Origin of the sequence: Pseudomonas xanthosomatis, assembly GCF_019139835.1 — a bacterium.
GTDB lineage: Bacteria > Pseudomonadota > Gammaproteobacteria > Pseudomonadales > Pseudomonadaceae > Aquipseudomonas > Aquipseudomonas fakonensis.
Genome location: NZ_CP077075.1, coordinates 747,366 through 769,582 on the forward strand (window position 1 = coordinate 747,366; position 22,217 = coordinate 769,582).

At 64.7% G+C, this 22,217-nt stretch carries 21 protein-coding genes; 6 read left to right on the forward strand and 15 right to left on the reverse strand.

The genetic code is table 11. The features are described from left to right. Positions 1 to 171 precede the first annotated feature (171 nt). Together ompR and KSS93_RS03305 are read left to right on the forward strand one after the other, a co-directional pair. Positions 172 to 912 (forward strand): osmolarity response regulator transcription factor OmpR, encoded by a 741-nt coding sequence (gene ompR / locus KSS93_RS03300; RefSeq protein ID WP_217887130.1) that lies wholly within the window; start codon positions 172 to 174, stop codon positions 910 to 912. Between the two features lie 104 nt (positions 913 to 1,016). After that, entirely contained in the window at positions 1,017 to 2,330 is a 1,314-nt protein-coding gene (locus tag KSS93_RS03305; protein ID WP_217840836.1) for an ATP-binding protein, read from the forward strand. Positions 2,331 to 2,714: 384 nt separating this feature from the next. Here KSS93_RS03305 and rimK read toward each other — a convergent pair whose 3' ends face one another. Both rimK and rimB read right to left on the reverse strand, forming a co-directional pair. Further along, positions 2,715 to 3,620, reverse strand: coding sequence for a 30S ribosomal protein S6--L-glutamate ligase (rimK, locus tag KSS93_RS03310; RefSeq protein ID WP_084942096.1), 906 nt, complete (start codon positions 3,618 to 3,620; stop codon positions 2,715 to 2,717). Beyond that, on the reverse strand, positions 3,617 to 4,099 hold the full coding sequence (rimB, locus tag KSS93_RS03315) for a retropepsin-like aspartic endopeptidase RimB (protein ID WP_217887131.1): 483 nt from the start codon (positions 4,097 to 4,099) through the stop codon (positions 3,617 to 3,619). Before rimB ends, rimK begins: the two co-directional genes overlap by 4 nt. A 109-nt stretch (positions 4,100 to 4,208) precedes the next feature. Here rimB and KSS93_RS03320 point away from each other — a divergent pair, with 109 nt between their 5' ends. Next, complete coding sequence (locus tag KSS93_RS03320) at positions 4,209 to 4,610, forward strand: RNA-binding S4 domain-containing protein (protein WP_217887132.1); 402 nt, start codon at positions 4,209 to 4,211, stop codon at positions 4,608 to 4,610. Positions 4,611 to 4,705: 95 nt separating this feature from the next. On the opposite strand, the gene KSS93_RS03325 is transcribed toward KSS93_RS03320, so the two are convergent. Beyond that, the gene (locus KSS93_RS03325) at positions 4,706 to 5,506 is read right to left on the reverse strand and encodes a phosphatase PAP2 family protein (RefSeq protein ID WP_217887133.1); all 801 of its coding nucleotides are present in this window, start codon (positions 5,504 to 5,506) and stop codon (positions 4,706 to 4,708) included. Between the two features lie 109 nt (positions 5,507 to 5,615). Between KSS93_RS03325 and hslO the strand changes: the two genes are divergently transcribed. The 3 genes from hslO to KSS93_RS03340 all read left to right on the forward strand — a co-directional run bounded on the left by hslO (position 5,616) and on the right by KSS93_RS03340 (position 9,072). Then, positions 5,616 to 6,515, forward strand: a complete 900-nt coding sequence (gene hslO / locus KSS93_RS03330) for an Hsp33 family molecular chaperone HslO (RefSeq protein ID WP_217887134.1) — start codon at positions 5,616 to 5,618, stop codon at positions 6,513 to 6,515. Positions 6,516 to 6,694: 179 nt separating this feature from the next. Then, positions 6,695 to 8,242: a phosphoenolpyruvate carboxykinase gene (locus KSS93_RS03335; protein WP_217887135.1), complete on the forward strand. Its 1,548-nt coding sequence runs from the start codon at positions 6,695 to 6,697 to the stop codon at positions 8,240 to 8,242. 395 nt (positions 8,243 to 8,637) lie between these two features. After that, on the forward strand, positions 8,638 to 9,072 hold the full coding sequence (locus KSS93_RS03340) for an acyl-CoA thioesterase (RefSeq protein WP_217887136.1): 435 nt from the start codon (positions 8,638 to 8,640) through the stop codon (positions 9,070 to 9,072). On the opposite strand, the gene KSS93_RS03345 is transcribed toward KSS93_RS03340, so the two are convergent. The 12 genes from KSS93_RS03345 to fdhD form a co-directional block, all read right to left on the reverse strand. Continuing rightward, on the reverse strand, positions 9,062 to 9,715 hold the full coding sequence (locus KSS93_RS03345) for a response regulator (protein WP_217840827.1): 654 nt from the start codon (positions 9,713 to 9,715) through the stop codon (positions 9,062 to 9,064). The two genes, KSS93_RS03340 and KSS93_RS03345, sit on opposite strands and share 11 nt — an antisense overlap. A gap of 152 nt (positions 9,716 to 9,867) precedes the next feature. Continuing rightward, on the reverse strand, positions 9,868 to 10,941 hold the full coding sequence (locus tag KSS93_RS03350; RefSeq protein WP_217887137.1) for a protein-glutamate methylesterase/protein-glutamine glutaminase: 1,074 nt from the start codon (positions 10,939 to 10,941) through the stop codon (positions 9,868 to 9,870). After that, on the reverse strand, positions 10,938 to 11,738 hold the full coding sequence (locus tag KSS93_RS03355) for a CheR family methyltransferase (protein WP_217887138.1): 801 nt from the start codon (positions 11,736 to 11,738) through the stop codon (positions 10,938 to 10,940). Before KSS93_RS03355 ends, KSS93_RS03350 begins: the two co-directional genes overlap by 4 nt. A gap of 3 nt (positions 11,739 to 11,741) precedes the next feature. After that, positions 11,742 to 12,254, reverse strand: coding sequence for a chemotaxis protein CheW (locus KSS93_RS03360; RefSeq protein ID WP_217887139.1), 513 nt, complete (start codon positions 12,252 to 12,254; stop codon positions 11,742 to 11,744). 12 nt (positions 12,255 to 12,266) lie between these two features. Then, positions 12,267 to 13,886, reverse strand: a complete 1,620-nt coding sequence (locus tag KSS93_RS03365) for a methyl-accepting chemotaxis protein (protein WP_217887140.1) — start codon at positions 13,884 to 13,886, stop codon at positions 12,267 to 12,269. Beyond that, on the reverse strand, positions 13,865 to 15,865 hold the full coding sequence (locus tag KSS93_RS03370) for a chemotaxis protein CheA (protein ID WP_217887141.1): 2,001 nt from the start codon (positions 15,863 to 15,865) through the stop codon (positions 13,865 to 13,867). Before KSS93_RS03370 ends, KSS93_RS03365 begins: the two co-directional genes overlap by 22 nt. Positions 15,866 to 15,869: 4 nt before the next feature. Next, positions 15,870 to 16,199 (reverse strand): STAS domain-containing protein, encoded by a 330-nt coding sequence (locus KSS93_RS03375; protein WP_217887142.1) that lies wholly within the window; start codon positions 16,197 to 16,199, stop codon positions 15,870 to 15,872. Then, entirely contained in the window at positions 16,199 to 16,564 is a 366-nt protein-coding gene (locus KSS93_RS03380) for a response regulator (protein ID WP_217887143.1), read from the reverse strand. The genes KSS93_RS03375 and KSS93_RS03380 overlap by 1 nt, the downstream gene beginning before the upstream one ends. 21 nt (positions 16,565 to 16,585) lie before the next feature. Next, the gene (locus tag KSS93_RS26625; RefSeq protein ID WP_217887144.1) at positions 16,586 to 17,674 is read right to left on the reverse strand and encodes a methyl-accepting chemotaxis protein; all 1,089 of its coding nucleotides are present in this window, start codon (positions 17,672 to 17,674) and stop codon (positions 16,586 to 16,588) included. 330 nt (positions 17,675 to 18,004) lie between these two features. After that, the gene (locus KSS93_RS03390; RefSeq protein WP_217887145.1) at positions 18,005 to 18,484 is read right to left on the reverse strand and encodes a YMGG-like glycine zipper-containing protein; all 480 of its coding nucleotides are present in this window, start codon (positions 18,482 to 18,484) and stop codon (positions 18,005 to 18,007) included. A 514-nt stretch (positions 18,485 to 18,998) separates the two neighbouring features. After that, positions 18,999 to 21,344 (reverse strand): FdhF/YdeP family oxidoreductase, encoded by a 2,346-nt coding sequence (locus KSS93_RS03395; RefSeq protein WP_217887146.1) that lies wholly within the window; start codon positions 21,342 to 21,344, stop codon positions 18,999 to 19,001. Between the two features lie 8 nt (positions 21,345 to 21,352). Further along, positions 21,353 to 22,180 carry a formate dehydrogenase accessory sulfurtransferase FdhD gene (gene fdhD / locus KSS93_RS03400; RefSeq protein WP_217887147.1) on the reverse strand — a complete coding sequence of 276 codons (828 nt, stop codon included), beginning with the start codon at positions 22,178 to 22,180 and terminating at the stop codon, positions 21,353 to 21,355. Positions 22,181 to 22,217: the final 37 nt, after the last annotated feature.

Sequence of the window (22,217 nt, forward strand, 5' to 3'; positions counted from 1 at the left end):
CGCTGGATGAAAGCCGCGCATTATACCCATCGCGCCGGGGTTGCGGTGATAGCCCGGCGCCAGCGGGCAGTGGCATGGAAGTGGCAGCGTGGGAAAAATCTGCTAACAATGCACACGGCACGCGTTGCAATGGCTACGCCATAATGCGCGGCGATCTTAGAGGAGTGACAGATGACCAGCACCGCAAACAACGCTGAAGGCGAAAAGATTCTCATCGTCGATGATGACCCGGGCCTGAGCAGCCTGCTGGACCGTTTCTTCACCAGCAAGGGCTACCGCGTGCGCACCGTGCCCAACGTCGAACAGATGGACCGCCTGCTGGCCCGCGAAGTGTTCAACTTGGTGGTGCTCGACCTGATGCTGCCCGGCGAGGACGGCCTGTCCGCGTGCAAGCGCCTGCGCGCCTCCAACAACCAGATCCCGATCATCATGCTCACCGCCAAGGGCGATGAGCTCAGCCGCATCAAGGGCCTCGAACTGGGTGCCGACGACTACCTGGCCAAACCGTTCAACCCCGACGAGCTGGTGGCCCGGGTCAAGGCCGTGCTGCGCCGCCAGGCCCCGAGCGTACCGGGCGCGCCCGGCAGCGAGGAAGAGACCGTCACCTTCGGCGACTACGAGCTGTCGCTGGCCACTCGCGAGCTCAAGCGCGGCGACGAGACGCACATGCTGACCACCGGCGAGTTCGCCGTGCTCAAAGCCCTGGTGATGCACGCCCGCGAGCCACTGACCCGCGACAAGCTGATGAACCTGGCCCGTGGCCGCGAATGGGACGCCCTGGAGCGCTCCATCGATGTGCAGATTTCGCGCCTGCGCCGCATGATCGAACCCGACCCGTCCAAGCCGCGATACATCCAGACCGTATGGGGCGTGGGCTACGTCTTCGTGCCGGACGGAAACGCCGCCAAATGAGCCTGTCGGCTCGGCATGGCGCAACAGGGCGGCTCCACGGGGTCGCCCTGTTTTCGTCTGTGTCGCCCGGCTTTTTCGCTGCCCTTGCAAGCTAGTAGTCATCGATGAAAACCCCTCTCTGGTTCCCGCAAAGCTTCTTCGCCCGCACCCTGTGGCTGGTACTGATCGTCGTGCTGTTCTCCAAGGCGCTGACCTTGGTGTACCTGCTGATGAACGAAGACGTGCTGGTGGACCGCCAGTACAGCCACGGCGTGGCGCTGACCCTGCGCGCCTACTGGGCGGCGGATGAAGAAAACCGCGACCAGATCGCCGAGGCCGCCGGGCTGATCCGGGTGACCGGCTCGGGCGTGCCTGAAGGTGAGCAGCATTGGCCCTACAGCGAGATCTACCAGCGCCAGATGCAGGCCGAGCTGGGCGAGGACACCGAGGTGCGCCTGCGCATCCACGCGCCGCCGGCGCTGTGGGTCAACGCGCCGAGCCTGGGCCCGGGCTGGCTGAAGGTGCCGCTGTACCCGCACCCGCTGCGCGGGCAAAAAATCTGGAACGTGCTGGGCTGGTTCCTGGCCATCGGCCTGTTGTCCACCGCCTCGGCGTGGATTTTCGTGCGCCAGCTCAACCAGCCGCTCAAGCGCCTGGTGTTCGCCGCCCGCCAGCTGGGCCAGGGGCGCAGCGTGCGCCTGCCGATCAGCGACACCCCCAGCGAAATGACCGAGGTGTATCGCGCCTTCAACCAGATGGCCGAGGATGTCGAGCAGGCCGGGCGTGAGCGCGAGCTGATGCTGGCGGGGGTCTCCCACGACCTGCGCACGCCCCTGACCCGCTTGCGCCTGTCGTTGTCGCTGATGGACCACGAGAGCGACCTGAGCGATGACATGGTGCGCGACATCGAGGACATGGACGCGATCCTCGACCAGTTTCTGGCTTTCATCCGCGACGGGCGTGACGAGCCGGTGGAGGAGGTCGATTTCAACGAGCTGATCCGCGAGGTGGTGGCGCCCTACAACCAGCCCGACGAGCGGGTGCGCCTGTGCCTGGAGCCGATCCCGCCGTTCCCGCTGCGCCGGGTGTCGCTCAAGCGCATGCTCGGCAACCTGATCGGCAACGCCCTGCACCATGCTGGCAAAGGTGTGGAAGTGGCGGCCTATGTGTCGGGTGAGCAAAGCGCGCCGTACGTGGTGCTCAGCGTGCTGGACCGCGGCACCGGTATCGACGAGTCGGAGCTTGAAACCATCTTCAACCCGTTCATCCGTGGCGACCGTGCCCGTGGCGGCAAGGGCACCGGGCTGGGGCTGGCGATCGTCAAGCGCATTGCTGCGCAGCATGGCGGCAATGTCGAGCTGCGCAACCGTTCTGGTGGCGGCATCGAGGCGCGGGTGCGCTTGCCGTTGGGGTTGTTGCTGCCGCGCGATGCTGTCTGATCGTTGTTGCTTGTGTCGGCCTCTTCGCGGCTAAAGCCGCTCCCACAGGCTTGAAGGCTTCGCGATCCCTGTGGGAAGCGGCCTTGTGTCGCGATTGGGCTGCATAGCAGCCCCAGGGGCTCGACCTCATGCAAAATCGCCGGGGCTGCTGCGCAGCCCAATCGCGACACAAGGCCGCTCACCACAGGGATTGCATCAGCTTCAGGTCAGTGCCGTACCTGTAGGAGCCGGCTTGCCGGCGATCACCGGCACAGCCGGTGCCACCATTCGCCTGTGCCGGCCCTGTCGCCGGCAAGCCGGCTCCTACAGGTACGGTGCTGGCCTCAAGCTTATGCAGTCCCTGTGGGAGCGGCTTTAGCCGCGAAGAGGCCGGTACAGACACCATCAGCCCTTGCCTTTGGTCCGGGTCTGATTAGGCCCGCCGTTCTTTTCCAGATGCTCGATGATCATCCCGGCCACATCCTTGCCGGTGGTTACCTCGATGCCCTCAAGCCCGGGTGAAGAGTTCACTTCCATCACCAGCGGCCCGTGGTTGGAACGCAAGATATCCACCCCGGCCACGCTCAGCCCCATTACCTTGGCCGCGCGGATGGCGGTCATGCGCTCTTCGGGGGTGATCTTGATCAGGCTGGCCACGCCGCCGCGGTGCAGGTTGGAGCGAAACTCGCCCGGCTTGGCCTGGCGCTTCATCGAGGCGATCACCTTGTCGCCGACCACGAAGCAGCGAATGTCGGCGCCGCCGGCCTCCTTGATGTACTCCTGCACCATGATGTTCTGCTTCAGGCCCATGAATGCCTCGATCACCGATTCGGCGGCCTTGGTGGTTTCGCACAGCACCACGCCGATGCCCTGGGTGCCTTCGAGCACCTTGATCACCAGCGGCGCGCCGTTGACCATCTGGATCAGGTCGGGGATGTCGTCTGGCGAGTGGGCAAAGCCTGTGATCGGCAAGCCGATGCCGCGACGCGACAGCAGTTGCAGCGAGCGCAGCTTGTCCCTCGAGCGGGCGATGGCCACCGACTCGTTGAGCGGGTAGACGCCCATCATCTCGAACTGGCGCAGCACCGCGCAGCCATAGAAGGTCACCGAGGCGCCAATGCGCGGAATGACCGCATCGAAGCCCTCCAGCGGCTTGCCGCGGTAGTGGATCTGCGGCTTGTGGCTGGCGATGTTCATATAGGCCCGCAGCGTGTCGATCACCACCACTTCGTGGCCCCGTTGGGTGCCGGCCTCGACCAGGCGGCGGGTGGAATACAGACGCGGATTACGCGAAAGCACAGCGATCTTCATGCAGCACCTGTGACAGGGGAAAGGGTGGCCGGGAAGGCCGGTTTGTCCTGGACGTACTTGACGCCGGGGTTGACCACCAGTTGACCGTGGACCAGGGCCTTCGATCCCAGCAACAGGCGGTAGCGCATGCTCTTGCGACAAGCCAGGGTGAATTCCACCTCCCATACCCGGTCGCCCAGCGCCAGCGGGGTGCGGATCACGTAGCGGGTCTGGGCGTGGCCGTTGGAGCTCTTGATGGTCTTGATGGTTACCAGCGGCGCTTCGCAGCGGCGGTGGCGCAGTTGCACCACGGTGCCCAGGTGCGCATTGAAGCGCACCCACGGCTGGCCGTCGCGTTCGAAGGTTTCGATTTCGGTGGCATGCAGGCTGGAGGTGCTGGCACCGGTGTCGATCTTGGCCCTCAGGCCGGCGACACCGAGGTCGGGCAGGGCGACCCACTCGCGCAGGCCGATCACAGTCAGGTGGTCAAATGTCTTCACTAGGCGTGCCCTGCGGATGAGGTGGTGAACTGTAATGACGGCACGGATTTTTTGCATCCGTCAGTCACGGTAGTACAGTTCCGTGAAAGACAGAATGCGAGGAAAAAACATGGCACAAAAGCCTGAAGACGACGACAAGGTGCGCCTGGACAAATGGCTGTGGGCGGCGCGTTTCTACAAGACCCGCGCGTTGGCCAAGGCGGCCATCGAGAGCGGCAAGGTGCACTGGCGCGGCGAGCGTTGCAAGCCCGGCAAGGAGCCGCGGGTGGGGGATGAATATGTGCTGCGCACCGGCTTTGACGAACGCACGGTGGTGGTCAAGGCGTTGTCAGTGGTGCGCCGTGGCGCGCCTGAGGCGCAAGCGCTGTATGAAGAAACACCGCAAAGCGTGAAGCGCCGCGAGCAGGCGGCCGAGTTGCGCAAGGCGGGGGCGTTGGGCATGACCACCGACGGGCGGCCGAACAAGAAGCAGCGCCGGCAGATTCACCAGCTGCATGGCAGTTTCGAGTGAAAGTATCGCGGGGCAAGCCCGCTCCCACAGGGATCGCATAAGCCTCAGGCATTTGCTGTCCCTGTAGGGGCCGGCTTGCCGGCGATGAGGCCGTGTCAGGCTGCGCGAATCACGCTCATCCGCCCGACCAGCGGCAGCTTGCCGAGCAAAGCGAACAGCGGCGCGGTCCAGCGCACCAGTGCCGAGCTTGCATGGGCCGCCAGCGGCGTATGGCAGCTCCAGCCCAGGGCCAGCACGGCCATCAGCAGGCCGCCGATGTAGTCGTCCTGGCCCCAGTGGGCGCCGGCCACCAGGCGCGGCATCATGAACAGCAAGGCCAGCGCCCAGATCACCAGGTGCTGCATCAGGCGGCGGCTGAACAGGCTCATGAACAGCGCCCAGATCAGCAGCACCGAGGCGTGGTCACCCGGGAAACTCTGACTGGAACGGTCCTTGAGCTCCCACTTGGCTTCCAGGTTCGGGTAGTAGTCGCTCAGGTGCACGGCGTCGTCGAAATTCATCGACGGGCTGCTGTGTTGCCAGCCCATTGCACTGACCCACTTGGAAAACAGCGCGCGAATCACCACTAAGAGCAACAGCGTGACCAAAAACCCGAAAAACGCCTGGCGCACCTGTACCGCCTTGAACACCCAGTCGCCGCGAACCAGCAGCGCCAGCATGATCAGGCCGACCAGGATGTCGAACGGGCGCAGGCTGCCGATGGCCCAGATGTTGCGCCAGGCGACGTTGTCGGCCAGCGGGGCGTTGAGGCTGTGGAACAGCCATTCGTCGAAAGTCAGGCAGAGGATCTGGCCAACAGGCCATAACCAGAAACACAGTAGTGCGATGGGCAGCAGCGTGCAGGCTGCCAGGGGTCCCCAGGACCACCTCGCTTGGAACAGTGGTCGATTGTCCATAAGATACCTCGATCTCCTAAAGGGCTTGAGCGCGCTGAAGGCGCTCTGCAGCGGGGCTTTTTAGCCGCCTGTTATTATTTTGTCATCATTTTCTGATACCCGGACACCCATGAGCGACTTGCCAGATACCGATTTCACCCAACGTTTCATCTTCGACGAGCGCGATGTGCGCGGCGAGTGGGTGTCTCTCGACGAAAGCTACGCCGCAGTGCTGGCCCGCCACGCCTACCCGAAACCGGTGCAGGCGCTGCTCGGCGAGCTGATGGCCGCGACCTCCCTGCTGGTGGGCGCGCTCAAGTTCGACGGCCTGCTGATTTTGCAGGCGCGTTCTTCCGGGCCGATTCCGCTGCTGATGGTCGAGTGCTCTGGTGATCGTGAAATCCGTGGCATGGCGCGCTACGAGGCCGAGCAGATTGCAGACGATGCCACCCTGGAGCAACTGATGCCCGGTGGTCACCTGACCCTGACCATCGACCCGATCAAGGGCCAGCGCTACCAGGGTACCGTCGACCTCGACGGCGCCGACCTGTCGGAGTGCTTCACCAACTATTTCGTCCAGTCGCAGCAGCTCAACACGCGTTTCTGGCTCAACGCCGAAGGCGGCAAGGCCCGCGGCCTGCTGCTGCAGCAACTGCCGCGTGACCGCCAGCCGGACGATGAAGAGCGCGAAGAAAGCTGGCAGCACGTGGTTGCACTGGCCAGGACCCTCAAGCCCGAGGAGTGGGCCGAAGGCAACGAAACCCTGCTGCACCGCCTCTACCACGAAGACGCCGTGCGCCTGTTCGACATCCAGCCACTGCGCTTCAACTGCAGCTGCTCGCGCGAACGTTCCGGCAATGCGCTGGTCAGTCTTGGCGAGCAGGACGCCAAGGCGCTGGTCGAGGAATGCGGTGGCACGGTCGAGATCGATTGCCAGTTCTGCAACGAGCGCTATTTCTTCGATGCCAGCGATGTGGCGCAACTGTTTGCCGGTGGTGGCACTGACTCGGCGTCAGAAACTCGTCACTGAAACGTTAAAGCTCAGGGGAATCTCCTGTCGAATTGCGCAAAAACGCAGTTCTGACAGGAGGGGCCTACTTTTTTTGGGCGTTTCTGGCATAATCCGGCCACTTTTTTCGCTGTAGTAGTTTTTTCAAAGCAACTACAAAACGTTTGGAGCACTCGGCCTCGGGCCGGATGGGGTATCTCATGACGCAAGCCAACAACACCGTGTACACCGACCTGAGCGTCGATGAGCTGGTAAAAGAAGCGCTGTCCCGCGGTGAAGGCGTGCTGGCCGATACTGGCGCACTGGTGGTCGAAACCGGTCACCGTACTGGCCGTTCGCCGGCTGACCGTTTCATCGTCGAAGAACCTTCCACCCAGGACCAGATTGGCTGGGGCCCGATCAACCGCAAGTTCCCGGCCGACAAGTTCGATGCCCTGTGGGACCGCGTCGAGGCGTTCAACAACGCCCAGGATCACTTCGTTTCCTACGTTCACGTAGGGGCCGCGGCCGAGCACTACCTGCCGGTGAAGATGACCACCCAGACCGCCTGGCAGAACCTGTTCGGCCGTTGCCTGTTCATCAACCCGGAGCAGGGCCAGTTCAACCCGGCCAAGCGCGATCAGTGGCAGATCCTCAACGTCGCCAACTTCGTGTGCGAGCCTGAGCGTGACGGCACCAACTCCGATGGCTGCGTGATCATCAACTTCGCCCAGAAGAAGGTGCTGATCGCCGGCATGCGCTACGCCGGTGAAATGAAGAAAGCCATGTTCTCGGTGCAGAACTTCCTGCTGCCGGCCGCTGACGTGCTGCCGATGCACTGCGCCGCCAACATCGGCGAAGCGGGCGACGTGACCCTGTTCTTCGGCCTGTCCGGCACCGGCAAGACCACCCTGTCGGCCGACGAAAGCCGTTACCTGATCGGTGACGACGAGCACGCTTGGGGTGAGGGCGTGGTCTTCAACATCGAAGGCGGTTGCTATGCCAAGTGCATCGACCTGTCCGAGAAGAACGAGCCGGTCATCTGGAAAGCCATCAAGCACGGCGCGGTGCTGGAAAACGTCGTCATCGACGATGCCAAGCACGCCGACTACGCCGATGTCAGCCTGACCCAGAACAGCCGTGCAGCCTACCCGCTGAGCCACGTAGCCAAGGTTTCCGAGAAGAACCTGGGCGGCGAGCCTAACGCGGTCATCTTCCTGACCTGCGACCTGACCGGCGTACTGCCGCCGGTGTCGATCCTGAACAACGAGCAGGCGGCCTACCACTTCCTGTCCGGCTACACCGCGCTGGTCGGTTCCACCGAAATGGGCTCGGGCAGCGGCATCAAGTCGACCTTCTCCACCTGCTTCGGCGCGCCGTTCTTCCCGCGCCCGGCTGGCGTTTACGCCGAGCTGCTGATCAAGCGCATCAACGCTTTCGGCTCCAAGGTGTACCTGGTCAACACCGGCTGGACCGGCGGTGGCTACGGCGTTGGCAAGCGCTTCAGCATCCCGACCACCCGTGGCGTGATCGCTGCCATCCAGAGCGGTGCTCTGGTGGGCGCCGAAACCGAGCACCTGGACATCATCAACCTGGACGTGCCGAAGGCCGTTCCGGGCGTCGACACCGAGCTGCTCAACCCGCGCAACACCTGGGCTGACCAGGCTGCCTACGACGAAGCCGCCAAGGGCCTGGCCAAGCTGTTCACCGAGAACTTCAAGAAGTTCGACGTTTCCGACGCCATCAAGGCCGCTGGCCCGCAGCTGTAAGCTGCTAGCCGGTACGGAACAAGAAACCGCCCCTCGGGGCGGTTTTTTTGTGCCTGGCTATTACCTGCTTTGCGGGTAAGCCGGGGCGCCGAGCCCTGCACATGCAGCAACTGTCTTGTGCTGGCTGCGCCGGCCTCATCGCCGACAAGCCGGCTCCTACAGGTACAGCGCAGGCATGAGAGCTATGCGATCCCTGTAGGAGCGGCTTTAGCCGCGAACACCGGCAAAGCCGGTGCCATCTATCGCGTCGCCTGCTTCGCGGCTAAAGCCGCTCCCACAGGGGGCGCGAATCGGTGTAGGAGCCGGCTTGCCGGCGATTGGGCCAGCCCATGTGACACAGAACCGACAGAATCTGATTCACTTGCAAGGCACTCTTTCGAACAAGCAGGCACCCCATGACCGAATCCCCCCAACGCTCCGCCTTCTGCCATTTTCACCCCATCCTCACCCGCCCCCAGGACAACGGCCTCAACGGCCACCTGACGGGTTCCACGGTGCATGGCTTCTTCGAAACTGCCATCCAGGCTTTTCTGGTGGAGCAGGCCGAGCTGGACTTGCGCGATGGGGAATTGGCGGCGTTCGTGGTCAGTTCGGCGGCCGACTTTTTCGCCTTGCCGGCGTTCCCGGATGTGCTCGAAGTGGGCCTGGGCGTGACCCGGCTGGTCGGCAGCACGGTGGAGTTTCGCCTGGCGCTGTTCCGCCCGGGTGATGCCGAGGCCTGTGCGGCCGGCACCCTGGTGCAGGTGTTCATCGAGCGGGCCTCGGGGCGGCCAGTGGCGCTGCCGGAAACCTTGCGCCTGATCCTGGCGGGGCTGTCGCTCAATCGTTGAGGCGGATGATGCCCTCGCGCACGGCAAACAGCACAAGGCCCGGAACGTCGTGAATCTGCAGGCGGTGCATGATCTGCGCGCGGTGCGCCTCCACGGTTTTGACGCTCAGGCCCAGGCCGTCGGCGATCGAGCGGGTGCTCTCGCCGCGGGCGATCAGGCGCAGGATTTCCAACTGGCGCGTGGTCAACTGCGTGGCCGGGTTACTCGCCGAGTGCTGGCGGGTGTGCTTCACCGCCTGGCCGATGACCAACGGCAATACCGCCGAGCACAGGTATTGGCCACCCGCCTGCAGTGACTGCAGGGCCAGCTCCAGCTCCAGCACCGTCGCGCTTTTCAGCAGAAACCCCTGGGCGCCCTGGCGCAGGCACTTCATCACGAAGTCCAGCTCGGAGCGTGACGACAGCATCAGCACCGCGCTTTCCGGGGCGCGTACCGACAGCTCGCGCAGGGTCTGTTCGCCCTTGGAGGCAAGCGCGACGTCGAGCAGAATGATCTGCGGCCTGAACTGTTCGGCCAGAGCGACCGTCCCCAGGCTGTCACCCGCTTCGCCGACCACGGCATATTCTTGTTTTTGTTCCAGCAGCGCTCGCAGGCCTGCTCTGAACAGTGGCGAGTCGTCAGCAAGGAGTACACGGCAACGCATAGGCTGTAACCTGTCTTGCAAAATAGAGGGGGCGTTGTTGGCAGGGCTCTGGCGGCTGCACTGCGCACAGCCGGTGGGGTTGCGCTCGCTTGTGGTGTGCCCGGGTTCCCTTGGCAACAGTCGGTTGAACGTTCGGTATGGCGCCGCCCCTGTCATTCCTGGCCTGCAGGTTCGGCAAACTGGCAGATCACCGCAGGCAAACGCTGCAGCGGCTCGACCTGCTGCGCCGCCCCCATCCTGATGGCTTCCTTGGGCATGCCGAAAACCACGCAGCTGGCTTCGTCCTGGGCAACGGTACAGGCGCCGTGTTCACGCATGGCGAGCAAGCCGCGTGCGCCGTCATCACCCATTCCGGTCATGATGATGCCCAGCGCCTGGCTGCCTGCATGGCGCGCAGCGGAGCGAAACAAAACGTCTACTGAAGGCTTGTGGCGATTGACCGCAGGGCCATCGATCACTTCGACCAGAAACTGCGAACCGCTGCGCTTGAGCTGCATGTGCAGGCCGCCGGGAGCGAGCAGTGCCAACCCGCTCTGCACACGGTCCAGGTGCCTGGCTTCGCGTACTTCGATCTGGCAGAGGCTGTTGAGCCTGCGGGCAAAATCGGCGGTGAACTTCTCTGGCATGTGTTGAACGATCACAATGCCGGGGCAGTTGCCTGGCAAGCGTCTGAGAATGTACTCCAGCGCCAGGGTGCCGCCTGTCGAACAGCCAAGTGTAACGATTCGCTCACAGCTTTTGAGCCCATACGTCGCAGCGGCCGCAGTTTTTTTTTCGTCCTTTGGCTTGTTGGCAGGTGCGCGTGCCGGCAGCACACGCGCGGCATTCTCGACACTGCTCACAAGCTCGCCCTCGAGGTCTTCGAGGGCCTTGCGCAAGCCCAGCCGGGCCTTGGTGAAGATGCCGGCCGCACCGGCCTTCAGGGCCTGCTCGACCAGCGCCGTACCGGGCTCGGCCAGGCTTGAGCAGATGATGGTTGGCGTGGCGCGCTCGCTCATTACCTGGCGCAGAAAGGTCAGCCCGTCCATACGCGGCATTTCGAGGTCGAGGATCAGCACGTCGGGCCAGTCCTTGCGTAGCTTGTCGATAGCGTACAGCGGGTCGGCGGCCATGCCGATGACGCGAATGTGCGGGTGTTTCTCCAGCAGTTGCGTGAGCACCTGGCGCACCAGTGCCGAGTCATCGACGATGAAGACGCGGATCGGCTCCTTGCCTCGTGTACTCATACCCGCTCGAACACCGATGGCTGCGCCAGGCGCAAGGGCAGGTCGAAGCCGTGAATGCTTTCGGCGTGGCCGATGAACAACAGCCCGCCCACGCGCAGTTGCCCGACGATCCGCCGGACGATCTCCTGCTTTTGCGCAGGCTCGAAGTAGATCAGCAGGTTACGCAGAAAAATCACGTCGAAGGTGCCCAGGTCTTCGGGCAGTGGCCGAACCACATTGACCTCGCGAAAGCGCACCCGCGAGCGCAGGTTGGCCTGGATGCGCATACGCCCCTCCATGTCGCCGACACCGCACTGGGCATGGCGGCGCAGCCAGCCATCGGGGAAGTAGCGGCTCTGCTCCATGCTGTAGATGCCGCGCTCGGCCAGCGCCAGCATGCTTTGGCTGAGGTCGCTGGCCAGCACCGACCATTCACCGCCCAGGTGTTCGGCGGCCACCATGGCCAGGCTGTAGGGCTCCTCGCCCGATGAGCAGGCCGCACTCCACAGGCGCACCGGCGCGCGCTGCTTGGCCAGCCACTGGCCGAGAAACTCGAAGTGCGGGTGCTCGCGAAAGAAGTAGGTTTCGTTGGTGGTCAGCAAGTCCACCACCAGGCGGCGCTCGCGCTGGTGGGCCGGCTCGGCGATCAGCGCCAGATACTGGTCGTAGTTGGTGAACTGAAAGTGCCGCAGGCGGCGCATCAGGCGCCCGGCCACCAGCGTGCGCTTGTTGCTGGCCAGGTGAATGCCCGAGGCTTCCTGCATCAGGCGTTGCAATTGCTTGAACTGGGCTTCGCCAAGCTTGGGCAGGCTGAGCATGGGTCAGTCTGCCGCCCTGGCCTGGGCCAGATCCAGCAGGTCCTGGGTCGACAGCACCTGCAGCAGGTTGAGAATGATCAGAAAACCCTGCTCCTGCTGGGCCATGCCGGCAATGAAGTCGACGCGGATCTGCGCACCGAAGGGCGGTGGTGGCAGTACCTGGCGGGTGTCGATGTCATGCACGGCGTCCACGGCATCGACCACCAGGCCGAGCCGCTGGCTGGTGTCTTCCAGGGCCAGCTCGGTGATCACGATACAGGTGCGTTTGCCCGGCGCGGTGCGGCTCAGGCCAAAGCGCGCCGCAAGGTCCAGCACCGGGACGACGTTGCCGCGCAGGTTGATCACCCCGTGGATGTACTCCGGCATCATTGGTACCCGGGTAACTTCGGCGTACTCGATGATCTCGCGCACCAGGTCGATGGGCAGGGCGTAGCCGGCCTGGCGCACCCGAAAGCTCAGGTGCTGGATGCATTGGGCTTCGGCCAGGTTGCCGAACGAGGCTTGCAGTGCGGTCATGGCACGCTCCGGTCAGGAGAAATTGACGAACTGGTGGTCGTCCAGGCTGGCCTTGCGCATGGCGTGCAGCGGCTCGGGCAGCGGCTCGACGGGCCGTTGCAGGCGCGCCAAGCCGTCCTGTTGGAAGCGGAAGAAGGCGATCAGTTCCTGCAACTGCCCGGCCTGGGCGTTCATTTCCTCGGCGGTGGCGGCCAGCTCTTCGGAGGCCGAGGCGTTCTGCTGGGTGATCTGGTTCATCTGGCCCATGGCGATGTTGACCTGGCCGGCTGCGCTGCTTTGCTCCTGGGACGCTGCAGTGATTTCCTGCACAAGGTCGGAGGTGCGCTGAATGTTGGGGACGATTTCGCCCAGCAGCACGCCGGCCTTTTCGGCCAGTTGCACGCTGCTGGAGGCCACTTGGCCGATTTCCTGGGCGGCGATCTGGCTGCGTTCGGCCAGCTTGCGCACTTCTGCGGCTACCACCGCGAAGCCCTTGCCGTGCTCGCCGGCGCGTGCGGCTTCGATGGCCGCGTTGAGGGCCAGCAGGTTGGTCTGGTAGGCGATGTCATCGATGATGCCGATCTTGTCGGCGATCTGCTTCATTGCCAGCACCGTGTCGCCGACTGCAGTGCCGCCCTGGCCGGCATCGTTGGCGGCCTTGCCGGCGATGTCGTCGGTGAGCTTGGCGCTTTCGGTGTTCTGGGCGATGGAGGCCGACATCTGCTCGATCGAGGCGCTGGTCTGCTCGACGCTGGCGGCCTGTTCGCTGGCGGCCTGGCTGAGCGACTGGGAGGTCGAGCTGACTTCGGCCGAGGCCGACGACAGCGCATCGGCGGCGCTGCGCACATCACCGAGGATGCTGCGCAGGCGCACCGTCATGTTCTGCATCGAGCCCAGCAATTGCCCGGTTTCGTCGCGGCGGTTGACCACCAGGTCGTGGCTCAGGTCGCCGGCGGCCATGCGGTCGGCGGCCAGCACCGCGCCACTGAGCGGGCGGGTGATGCTGCGGGTCACCAGCACGCCGATCAACAAGCCGGCCAGGGTGGCGACCGCGACCAGGGTGATCATCTGCACCCGCGAACTATCGGCAATTGCGGTGATGTCGTTGTTGGCTTCGCCCGCCCGGTCCTGCTTGGTCTGGCTGGCCGTGCCCAGCAGTTGGTCCAGCTCGGTTGCCGCGGCGATGACCCGTGGCAGCAGTTCGAGGGTCGGGCTGCTGATTTGCAGCTCGCCAGACTGCTGGTGGGTGGCGAGCAGCAGGGTGGCGGCGTTGACGTAGTCCTGCAGGCGCGTGGTGATGTTGTCGACGCTGGCCTTGCCCTCGGGCGTCAGGTGGTAGTCCTTGGCCTTGAGCAGTTGCTCACGGGTCTTGTCCAGGGCCGCGCGGGTATCAGCCGCTGCTTTGTCGCGCTCCTCGCGGGATACCGCCAGCAGGCTCTGGCGCAGCGAGCGCCCGGCGGTGACCAGCTGGATATTGGCGTTTTGCAGGGTGCTCAGGCCCTGGATATCGACGTCGAACATGCGGTCCGAGAGCTGGTCGACCTGGTCCAGGTTACGAATCCCGATGAGGCCGATGATGGCGGTGAGCGCCACTACCACGATGAAACCCAGGGTCAGGCGTGCCCCGATTTTCATGTTGCTGATCCACTGCATGTCTCGTCTCCGGAAAGGGTTGTCATCGCCGCCGAGGGGCGATGCTTGGGTTCGTTGCGCTGTTGCAGGTCGCGGAACAGGCTGGCGATGTCGAGGATCAGCGCCACCTGGCCTGAACCGAGGATGGTCGAGCCACTGATGCCATTGAGGTGGCGAAACAACTGCCCGAGCGGTTTGATCACGGTTTGCAGCTCGCCATACAGGCGGTCGACGATCAGGCCGACCTGTTGCCGGCCCTGGCTGACCACCACGATGTTGCGCCGGCTGGCCGGTGGCACGCCCAGCGCAAAATGCGTGGTCAGGTCGATGCACGGCAGCGGCTTGCCGCGCAGGTTGAGCGGCCCGCTGGTATCTGAAGGGGCCTCCATGCACTCGGTGACCATGTCCAGCGGGATGACGAAGCGCTCAAGGCCGGCCCCCACCAGAAAGCCATCGATGATCGCCAGGGTCAGCGGCAGGCGGATGCGGAACAGGCAGCCCTGGCCCTGCGCCGACTCGATTTCGATGGTGCCGCGCAGCTCGTCGATGGCGCTGCGCACCACATCCATGCCGACCCCGCGCCCGGACAGGTTGGACACCTGTTCGGCGGTGGAAAAACCGGCCTCGAAGATGAGCATGTGGATATCGCTGTCCGGCAGCAGGCTGTCGGCATCGAGCATGCCGCGGGCAATGGCTTTTTCGCGGATTCTGGCGGTGTTCAGGCCGCGCCCGTCGTCCTGGATTTCCAGCACGATCATCCCCGAGTCATGGCCGGCCCGCAGGCTCAGGTTGCCCTGCGCCGGCTTGCCGGCGGCCAGGCGTTCCTCGGCGCCTTCGATGCCGTGGTCGATGGCGTTGCGCACCAGGTGGATCAGCGGGTCGGCGATGCGGTCGATCAGCGTCTTGTCCAGCTCGGTGTCGCCGCCATGCAGGTGCAGCTGGATCTGCTTGTTCAACGTCAGGCTGACGTCACGCACGACCCGGTGGAAGCGATTGAAGGTTTCGCCGATTTCGACCATGCGCAGCTTCAAGGCGCGCTCGCGGATCTGCTCGACATGCTGGTGCACCGCCTGCACCCGCTCGATGCAGTCGCTGTCACCGCTGTGCATGGCCTGCATGTGCGCACCGGCGGTGCTGATGACCAACTCGCCGACCAGGTTGATCAGCTCGTCGAGCTTGTGCGCCGCAACCTTCACCAGGCCGCTGGCGGCATGAACCGTGCGCGGCTCTTCAGCGGCCTGGGTGGATGACAACGTTTGCGCAGGCAGGCTTGCAAGCGCTATTTCGGGCAGTGCCTCGGGCGCTGTCTGGCAGGCCAGGCTCAGTTGGTAAAACCCATCGGCGAGGCTGAACACCTCTTGCAGCTCCTCGCGGCTGGCGAGGGTGCTCAGGGTGATGTCGAAATCCAGGTAGCACTGCTCGGGGTCCATCTGCTCGAGCGGGGGCAGTGCGTCAGTCAGCGTGTGCACGGCAAGCAGGTCGCCCAGCCGTGCCAGGTAGCGGATGAACGCGCAGGGGTCGAAACCGTTGCGCAGCAGTTCAGCATCCAGGCGCAGGCTCAACTGCCATACAGCCGGGCTTTCGACGGCTGGTACCGGGGGGCTGTCAGCTGCTTCGAGCGCAGCCAGCAGCTCGGCCTGGCGGGGTGTATGCGGCGCCAGGGTGGCGCTGTGCGGGTCGATGCTGCGCACCATGCTATTGAGCTCGTCCATGCACTGCAGCATCAGCGAGGTGAGGCTGTCACTGAGCGCGCACTCGCCGTCGCGCACCTGCATCAGGCGGTTTTCCAGTTGGTGGGCCAGGGCTACCAGAGGCTCCAGCGAGAAGATCCCGGCCGAGCCCTTGAGGGTGTGCACCGAACGGAACAAGGCGTTGATCGCCTCGCTGTCGCCGGGGCTGCGCTCAAGGATCAGCAGGCAGTCTTCGGCCTCCCTGAGCAGGTCATTGGCTTCTTCGAGAAAACCCTGGAGTAACTGCTGCCACTGTTGTGCGTCGAGCATGGGGTCATCCTGCGCAGGCAGCTTGGAGGTCGAGCGCCAGCTCTGTCGGGCGCAACAGGTCAATAACAGCGGCGGCTTGCTCGGACAGCGCCACCACCTGCAGCGCGTGGGCTTCGCCACCGAACTGCCTGGCCAAGGCCAGCAGCAACTGCAGCCCGGCACTGTCGAGCTCGCCCAGCGCACCGAGGTCGAGCGCCCAGGGGCCCGGGTGTTCGGCCAGCAGTGCCAGCAGGGCGGTGTGGGTGTCGCGCGCCTCGAAAATGGTCAGGTCACCGGCAATGGCCAGGCACGCAGGCAGGTTTTCGGTGCCGGGGCGCAGCGTGAGGCTGGCCATCAGCCCACCAGCTTTTCTACGGCAGCCAGTAACTGCTGTGGCTGGAACGGCTTGACCATCCAGGCCTTGGCACCTGCGGCCTGGCCCTCGGCTTTCTTGCTCTGCTCGCTTTCGGTGGTGAGCATCATGATCGGCGTGAAGCGGTATTCGCTACGCGCTTTCAGTGCCTTGACCAGGCCGATGCCGTCCAACCGGGGCATGTTCACGTCGCTGATGATCAGGTTGACCTTCTGCCCGGTCAGCTTGGCCAGCGCATCCTGCCCGTCGCACGCTTCTATGATGGTGTGGCCGGCGCCAGCGAGGCTGATGCGCACCAGTTGGCGCATGGAGGCCGAGTCGTCGACGATCAGAATGGTTTTGGCCATGGTCGTGGTTACCTGAGAGGGTTAGAAGAAGGTGAGTTCGGCAGCATCGCTCGGGGAGTGCTGGCCGCTGCGCTCTTCACGGGTGGTGAAGCGCTCGCGCTGGCCGCGTAGCCAGGCGTCGATGTCGGCCAGCTTCGGGTCATTGGCCGCGAGGGCGGCCAGCAGTTCGCCAAGGTCGATGGCGACATGGTCGAGCACCTGGTCCACGCGGTCCTGGAACTGCAGGTTGACCAGAATCGCCTGGATGTCCTGTTGGGTGGTGCGGGTGTCCTGCTGCAATTCCCTGGAGGCCTGGTCGAGGGCCTTGAGGTTGCCGCCCAGGCCTTCGATCACCTCGTCGAGCAGTTGCTGCAGGTGCGCAAGGTCTGCCTGGTCATGGGCGCTGAGCGCCTCGGCCGATTCGATGCTGGTCTGGATGGCGTGGTTGATTTCGCCGACCTTGGCGTCCATCGACTGCCCGGTGGTGGCCGACAGTTGCGACAGTTTGCGCACTTCGTCGGCCACCACCGAGAAGCCCCGGCCATAGTCGCCGGCGCGGGCCGCTTCGATGGCGGCGTTGAGGGCCAGCAGGTTGGTCTGGTTGGCGATTTCCTGGACATGCCGTGCCATCTGCTGCAACTGGCCGGTGTAGCTGTCCAGGTGGCTGATGCTTTGCAGCACGGCGCTTTGGCGTTGGCCGCGGCTGGCAAAGGCGTCGGTCACCTGCTGCAGTTGCCCGCTGCAGCGGCGCAGGCCGTCGCCGACACCGTCCTGCTCGGTGCTGCGGGCGGCAGCATCGAGCGACGCGTCCAGGCGTTGGTGGATGGCCGCAAAGCGCTCCAGCAGCCCGCCGATGTTGTCGGCCACCAGCAAACGGCTTTGTTGCAGGCCGTCGGTCCAGGCAGCGGCAGCTTGCGGCAGCAGCTGTAACAGCGGGTGTTGATGGCCAGGGCTGGCCTCAGGCGGCGTGTTTTCCTGGGCGGGGATGGCGCAGGCCACCGGGCGGGGGCGCAGCAGCAGGGTCGCAAGCACGATGGCGGCCAGCGCCAACAGGCCCAGCCAGAGCATGCCGGTGAACAGTGCCGTGGCGCATAGCGCTGTGCCGATCCATATGACGAGATACATCCGCATTCCGCTGCGCTGCCTTTTTCAGGTTACGAGCGCAGATGGTACTAGCTGACTTTTGACGTCAAAATCGGGACAGCCCTTAATCCGACCGTTAAGTCATGCAGGCATGCCTGGCCAGGGGAGCGCCTTTTATTTGATTGAGTGGTCAGGTAAACCAGAGAAGAGCGCCAGTGGCTGCGGAGTACGGGCTGTCGCGTTTTGTCGCAGGGTAGGGGGCAAGATCGCTTAAGGGTTAGGAGTATGGCTTAAGCCATTGGTGTGGTGGCAATGTGCCTGGCCACTTAAGCAAAACGCCTGCGGTGGGCGCCGCAGGCGTTCGTGACAACCGGCCGATCAGTCGCGCCAGTGGCGCTTGTGCTTGCGGTGGCCGTAGTGATGGCCGCGGTCGTAGTGGCGACGGTCGTCGTAGCCGCGGCGGTAGCGGCGGTCGTCGCGGCGCTCGTCTTCGTCGGCCTTGTTGCCCATGTAGTTACCCAGCGCGCCACCGGCGCCGCCGCCTGCTGCTGCACCGATGTAGCTGCCGGTGGTACCGCCTATGGAGCGGCCGACCACGTTACCGCCTGCGGCGCCCAGCGCGCCACCGATGGCGGCCTCGCCACGCTGGCGCTTGTCGGCACCCAGGGCACCGCCGGCCGCACCACCCAGGCCGGCACCGATGGCACCGCCTGTGCTGCCACCGATGGAGTTGCCCACCACGGAGCCCAGTACCCCACCCAATGCGCCGCCAATGCCGGCCTCGGTGGTGCCGCCTGCCATGGCCACGCCGCTGAGCAAGCTGAAAGACAACAACAGAATCGAGGAGTACTTCTTCATCAAGAGAGCCTCAAATGGATGACGAGGCGGAATTTGAGGCCGGGCGAGGCGGCTGGCAACGGAAATCCGACGAGTAGCACGAGTTGTACACAATTCTCTAAGTTATTGAATTATGTATGAAACTTTCTCGAAAATCGGCTGTCCGAGGTATTTATGACAAAGCCCTGATCCGTTGCGGACAGGGCTTTTTTTGTGTGTTTCTGGCAAGGGCCCCATCGCCGGCAAGCCGGCTCTCATGAACAAACTGCAACTCATTGATTTAACACCGTCCCTGTGGGAAGCGGCCTTGTGTCGCGATGGGCTGCGCAGCAGCCCCGGCAATTTTGCATGAGGCCGAGACCTTGGGGCCGCTTCGCGCCCCATCGCGACACAAGGCCGCTTCCCACGAGACCGTGGCGCATCTGCGAGACCCGTTCTCTGCGCAACAGCGCAGCCCTACAGGGCTGTGTGGTCTCCTACAGGGAAATGCATAGCCTGTAGGAGCCAGCTTGCCGGCGATGGGGCCCTTGTTCTTTCAGATGATCCGCCCGTCGTCCCGCGCCCGCTCCAGCTTGATGGCGATGAACTTTGAAGTTGGCGTATGGCTGCCGTCGCCGATGCTCTCCAGCGGCACCAGCGGGTTCACCTCGGGGTAATAGGCGGCGGCCTGGCCGGCGGGTATGTCGAAGGCCAGCAGGGTGAAACCATGCACCCGGCGTACATGCTCGTCGCCCCACAGCGAGACGATGTCGACCTTCTGCCCCGGCTGGAAGCCCAGGCGGATGATGTCGGCCTCGTTGGCGAACAGCACGTCACGCTGGCCGCGTACCCCGCGATAGCGGTCGTCCATGCCGTAGATGGTGGTGTTGTACTGATCGTGAGAGCGCATCGACTGCATGATCAGGTCCGGCAACTGGCCGCTGGCGCGTACTCGCTCGTCCAGCAGACTGTCGGGCAGCAGGTTGGCCTTGAAGTTGGCGCGGCCGGTGGCGGTCTTCCACTGGCGGCTGCCGGCACTGTTGCCCAGGTAGAAGCCGCCCGGCAGTTCCAGGCGCTGGTTGAAGTCGGCAAAGCCCGGGATGGTGTCGGCGATCAGGTCGCGGATGCGCGCGTAGTCGGCCACCAGCCAGTGCCAGTCCACCGGTTGCTTGCCCAGGGTGGCGGCGGCAATGCCGGCCACCACCGCAGGCTCCGAGCGCATCTGCCGCGACAGTGGCTTGAGCTGGCCGTTGGAGGCGTGAACCATGCTGAACGAGTCTTCCACGGTCACTGCCTGCGGGCCTTCGCCCTGCTGGTCGATGTCGGTGCGGCCCAGGCACGGCAGAATCAGCGCCTGCTTGCCGTGGATCAGGTGGCTGCGGTTGAGCTTGGTGCTGATCTGCACGGTCAGCTCGCAGTTGCGCAGGGCCTGGGCGGTGCGCTCGGTGTCCGGGGTGGCCTGGGCAAAGTTGCCGCCCAGCCCGATGAACACCTTGGCCCGGCCTTCTAGCATCGCGTGGATCGCCTCGACGGTGTTATGGCCGTTGTGGCGTGGCACCTGGAAGCCAAAGCGCTTTTCGATGGCATCGAGCAGGAACACCGGCGGGCGCTCGTTGATGCCCATGGTGCGGTCGCCCTGCACGTTGCTGTGGCCGCGCACCGGGCACAGGCCGGCACCCGGTGCGCCGATGTTGCCGCGCAGCATCTGCAGGTTGACGATTTCCTGGATGGTCGGCACCGAGTGGCGGTGCTGGGTGATACCCATGGCCCAGCACATGATTACCCGCTTGCCCTTGCAGTACATGCGCGCCGACAGCTCGATGTCGGCCAGGGTCAGGCCCGACTGCGCCTGGATCTGCTCCCACGAGGTGGCGTCGACCGCTGCCAGGTATTCATCGACCCCATGGCCGTGCTCGGCGATGAAGGCGTGATCGAAGATCGCCGGCTCGCCTGCGGCCTGGGCTTCACGTTCCCACTGCAGCACGAACTTGGCCATGCCGCGCAGCAGCGCCATGTCGCCGCCCAGGGCCGGGCGGAAGAACGCCGTGTTGGTCGGGCGGTCGCTGTTGGTGAGCATTTCCAGCGGGTTTTGTGGGTGCTGGAAGCGCTCCAAGCCACGTTCTTTCAGCGGGTTCACGCACACCACCTGGGCGCCGCGTTTTACCGCATCGCGCAGCGGGTCGAGCATGCGCGGGTGGTTGGTGCCGGGGTTCTGGCCCCAGACGAAGATCGCATCGGCGTGTTCGAAGTCGTCATAGGTGACCGTGCCCTTGCCCACCCCGACGCTCTGGCCCAGGGCCACGCCGCTGGCCTCGTGGCACATGTTCGAGCAGTCGGGGAAGTTGTTGGTGCCATAGGCACGCACGAACAGCTGGTACAGGTAGGCCGCCTCGTTACTGGCGCGGCCCGAGGTGTAGAACTCGGCCTGGTCGGGGGATTCGAGGCGGTTCAGGTGCTCGGCAATCAGCGCAAAGGCGGCGTCCCAGGCGATCGGCTGGTAGCGGTCGCTGGCCGGGTCGTAGACCATCGGCTCGGTCAGGCGGCCCTGGTATTCGAGCCAGTAGTCGCTCTGCCCGAGCAGCGCGCTGACGCTGTAGCGGGCGAAGAACGCCGCATCCACCCGGCGCTTGGTGGCTTCCCAGTTGACCGCCTTGGCGCCGTTTTCACAGAACTTGACCATGCCGCTTTCGGGTGAGTCGCCCCAGGCGCAGCCCGGGCAGTCGAAGCCGCCGTTCTGGTTGGTCTTGAGCAGGGCGCGGATGTTCTTCAGCGCGTTGTCGCTGCCAACCCAGGCCTTGGCCACGCTCTTGAGCGCGCCCCAGCCGCCGGCAGGGCCGGGGTAGGGCTGGTAGCGAGGGGTGGAGGCGGGGGCGTTGTCCGGCAGTTTTTCGTAGGAGGTCACGGCTTTTACTACTCCGCCGCTGGGCTGAACACCCGCGGTGCACTGTGTTTGGGCAAATGAATGAGGTTGAGGTTGTGCTTGCGCGCCCACTGCAGGGCAAGGCCGGTGGGGGCCGAGAGGCTGACCAGGGTCTGGATACCGGCGCGCAGCACTTTCTGGATCAGCTCCAGGCTGCAGCGGCTGGTGACGATGGCCAGGCCCCCGGCAGTGTCGATGCGCTGGCGCAGCAGGGCGCCGATCAGCTTGTCCAGGGCGTTGTGCCGGCCAATGTCCTCGCGGCCCAGCAGCAGTTGGCCGTCGCGGTCCATGAACAGCGCCGCGTGTACCGCGCCGCAGTGCTGGCCCAGGGGCTGGAAGGCATCGATGCGCTGGCGCAGGTCCTTGAGCCAATGCACCGGTGGCAGGGGCGCGCCGGGCAGCACGTTCAGCTCCGGCAGGGCCTGCTCCAGGGCCTCGACACCGCACAGGCCGCAGCCACTGGTGCCGGCCAGCTGGCGGCGCTGGTCCTTGAGGTTCCAGAAGGCGCGGCTGGAGATTTCCAGGTCGGCGTACAACGCCGAACCGCTGCCGGACAGCTTCACGTCATAGATTTCGTCGGTGCTGCCGACGATGCCGCTGCCCACGCTGAAACCCACGGCAAAGTCTTCGAGGTCGGTGGGGCTGACCAGCATCACCGCCTGGTTGAGGCCGTTGTAGACGATGGCCAGGGCCACTTCCTCGGCCAGCGGCGTGCTGCTGCGCTCAGCATCGTCGAGCTGCACGTAGTCGTAGGTGTTGCTGGCAGCGGGCAGGGCCAGTGGCGTGGAGGCTGCGCAGACCGGGGGTTTGCTTTGCATCGGGCGAAGTGACCGGCGGCTATTTGATAGCACCAGC